Genomic DNA, 3,330 nt, shown 5'->3' with positions numbered 1-3,330 from the left:
CGTCGGGGGCTGGATCGTGACGCCGCTGGGCGCTGCTTGCGTCGGCGAAGAATCACTGTCTGTTCATTCCACTACCGAATGCAGAGGTGATTCTGATGGGAGAGGCAGATCTTAGGGACGCTGTTGGTCGCGTCTTGGCGGCGTTGCGCGATGCTGGGAGGACCGAGGGCACGGTCGGTCGCCACCAGGTCGTGCTGGACCGGTTCGCCGCCTTCTTGGCCGGACGCGGCCTGGACACGGTCAGCGAGCGGGTGTGCATCGAGTTCATCGCGAACCAGACCGGGGTCAGGTTGGGGTCGTTGCGAGAGCCGGTTACGGAAAGGGATGTTCAGGCGGTTCGCCGTCCGGTGGTGTTGATGGCGGACGTGCTGGCCGGGCGGACGGTCGATGTTGACCGGTCGGTGATCCCGGCGAAGGACGACTGTCCCGCCGAATTCCGCCCGCTGCGGGATGACTACGTTGCCTTCTGCCGGGTGCGCGGCAACGCCGAGGCGACCGTGGTCACCAAGGACAAAGCGGCCAGCCGGTTCTTGCGGTATCTGGTCGAGGTGGGCGTTGATGACCTGGCCGCGCTCGGCGTGCGGGACGTGTCGGGCTTCCTTGTTCGTCAACGTGGCCTGCGGCGCAAGACTGTTGCGGCGATGAGGTCGTGCCTGGCGGACTTCTTGGTCTTCTCGGCCACCGCGGGCCGGACACCGCGCGGTCTGGCGGATCGGCTGCCGCCGCACCGGCATGTCCGCTACGAGTCTGAGCCGCACCTGTGGACCGCAGACGAGATCCGCAGGGTGCTGGCGGTGATCGATCGCCAGTCCGCTACCGGCAAACGCGATTACGCGATGATCCTGGCGACCGCTCGGTTGGGTCTGCGGATCTCAGATCTGCGCCACCTCGAGCTGGGCGACCTTGACTGGCGGGCCAAGCAGATCACGATCGTGCAGCACAAGACGGGCCGGCCGTTGATCCTGCCGCTGCTCGATGACGTCGGCTGGGCGATCATCGATTACGTCCGCGGCGCCCGCCCCGAGACCTTCTGCCCGAAGGTGTTCGTCAAGCTGTTGCCGGGCATTCAGGGTGACCACGTTGAGGTGGGGGTAGCGGCGTTGAGCGCGTCCCGGCTGTCGCGGCACGCCGCCCGCGCCGGGATCGAGTTCGGGCCGGGCCAGGTCTGCGGGATGCATTCCCTGCGCGGCGCGCTGGCCGTGGCCATGATCGGCAACGGCGCGCCGATGCCGGTGGTGTCGGCCGTATTGGGACACGCCTGCAGCGACACGACCCAGGCCTACTACCTGCGCTTCGACACCGAGCGGCTGCGCTGTTGCGCGTTGGACATCGAAGACGTCATCCAACGGGCCGGGGCGGGTGAGCGCGATGCCTGAGACGACGCTGCCGGACCTGGTCGCCGATCTGGTCGCGGTACGCCACGCCGGCGGATACCGGTTCAAAATCCCAGAACGAGTCCTGCGCCAGTTCGCCGAGCACTGCCGACGGGAGGGCTACCCGGACGGATCGATCACCAAAGAAGCGGTCGAGGGGTTCCTCTACGGCTCTCACCTACGGTCCTCCACGATCCGACGCAACGAGGTGGTGCTGCGTCAACTGGCCGAGCACGCCCAAGCCGCCGGCTGGGACGCCTACACCCCGGTCGCGACCACCCGGGTCCGTGTGGGTCACCAGCCGCCGTATGTGCTCACCGACAATGAGATACGCCGCTTGTTCGCCACGATCGACTCCCAGCCCATGTCTTGTTACTCGAACAAGGCGCTGGTCGACCCGGTCCTGTTCAGGGTGCTCTATGGCGCCGGGCTGAGGGTCTCCGAGGCGCTGAACCTGACCCTGTCGGACGTGGACACCAGCGCCGCGACGCTGCGGATCCGTGACTCGAAAAACGGTGCGGGCAGGACCATCCCGATCACCGGGCGACTCACCGCCACCGTCAAGGCCTACACCGCGGCCGCGCACCCGGCCCCCGAACACAGCGACAACGTGTTCTACAGCAGGGCTGCGGGCAGGCCGATCAACCAGGCCACTGTCTACATGCGGTTTCGTGGCTACCTGGCCGACGCCGGCATCCCGCACTTTATCGGCGGCCCTCATCCGCACTCGCTGCGCCACGGCTTCGCCGTCGCCAACCTGCGACGTTGGGCCGCAGACGGCGCGGACCTGGCCGTGATGCTGCCCTATCTGGCCTGCTATATGGGCCACACCGACCTGCGCGGCACCCAGTACTACCTGAGGCTGACCGCGGACGCCTACCCCGAGCTGATAGCCAAAGCCCAAATCCGGTTCGGCTACGTCATCCCCGCCCCGCCCGGGGACCAGTCGTGACCCCGCGGCCCGCGCCGCCACCAGACCTCGCAGGACGTTGGCTGGCGAAGTTCTTCACCGATCACCTGGCCGGGGAGCGTGGCGCCTCTCCCAGGACCGTCGCCTCCTACCGCGACGCGGTGAAGTTACTGCTCATCTGGTTCAAAACCGCAGAACACATACCGCCCGAGAGGCTGCGCCTGGTCGACATCGACCGGGCCCGCATCCTGCGGTTCCTGGACTGGCTGGGCACCGAGCGGTGCTGCTCGGCGGCCACCCGCAACCAGCGCCTCGCGGTGATCAAATCGTTTTGCCGCTACACCGCCGTCGAGCAGCCCGAGCGCCTCGACCAAGTCACCCAAATCCTCGCGATCCGGCAGAAGAAAACCCCAGCCCCAGATCTGGGACACTTGACCGGCGACGAGGTCAAGGCGCTGCTCGCCGAACCCGGAACGGCCAGCGCGCGCGCCCTCCGCGACACCGTCCTGCTCACCCTGGCCTACGACACCGCCGCCCGCGTCCAAGAGCTCTGCGACCTCGACGTCGCCGACATCCGCCGCCACAAACCGATGACGGTGGCGATCCGCGGGAAGGGATCCAAAATCCGGTACGTGCCCGTGATGGACCCGACCGCCCGGCTCATCGCCGATTATCTCGAACACCTCCAGCCGCACCCCGGCCTCGGCGCCGACACAGACCCGCTGTTCCACGGACCCAACCACGCCAGGCTGACCCGCTCCGGGGTGGCGAAACTCCTGGCCCGCCACGTGCGAGCCGTCCGAGCCCGCGACCCCGGCTGGGCTCTCGGCCTGCCGGTCACGCCCCACACCCTGCGGCGAAGCCGGGCGATGCACCTGATCCAGGCCGGCGTCAACCTGATCTACATCCGCGATCTGCTCGGCCACGCCGACGTGTCCACCACCGAGATCTACGCCCGCGCAGACGCGGAAACCAAACGTAAAGCGATCGAGAATGCCTACCAGCCACTCACCCCGGACATCCTGCCCGACTGGACCTCGGACACCT

General features: G+C 67.6%; 3 protein-coding genes. All 3 read left to right on the top strand.

Annotated elements, in window-relative coordinates; genetic code table 11:
* Positions 1 to 95 precede the first annotated feature (95 nt).
* Positions 96 to 1,376: a tyrosine-type recombinase/integrase gene (locus tag ABDV69_RS20760; RefSeq protein WP_343577676.1), complete on the top strand. Its 1,281-nt coding sequence runs from the start codon at positions 96 to 98 to the stop codon at positions 1,374 to 1,376.
* Positions 1,369 to 2,325 (top strand): tyrosine-type recombinase/integrase, encoded by a 957-nt coding sequence (locus ABDV69_RS20755; protein ID WP_343577675.1) that lies wholly within the window; start codon positions 1,369 to 1,371, stop codon positions 2,323 to 2,325. The genes ABDV69_RS20760 and ABDV69_RS20755 overlap by 8 nt, the downstream gene beginning before the upstream one ends.
* Positions 2,322 to 3,330: tyrosine-type recombinase/integrase (locus ABDV69_RS20750; protein WP_343577673.1), on the top strand; the 1,009-nt coding region annotated here is incomplete at its 3' end. The genes ABDV69_RS20755 and ABDV69_RS20750, both read left to right, overlap by 4 nt.

The organism is Mycobacterium sp. (assembly GCF_039583785.1).
In the GTDB taxonomy this organism is placed as follows: Bacteria; Actinomycetota; Actinomycetes; order Mycobacteriales; family Mycobacteriaceae; genus Mycobacterium.
The sequence above is the reverse complement of the archived record's forward strand: the minus strand, read 5'-3'. Positions and strand labels throughout refer to the sequence as shown.

Bases quoted from the DNA above. Each gene is read 5' to 3' on its own strand.
- ABDV69_RS20760 (WP_343577676.1), top strand. From the start codon at position 96: ATGGGAGAGGCAGATCTTAGGGACGCTGTTGGTCGCGTCTTGGCGGCG.
- ABDV69_RS20755 (WP_343577675.1), top strand. From the start codon at position 1,369: ATGCCTGAGACGACGCTGCCGGACCTGGTCGCCGATCTGGTCGCGGTA.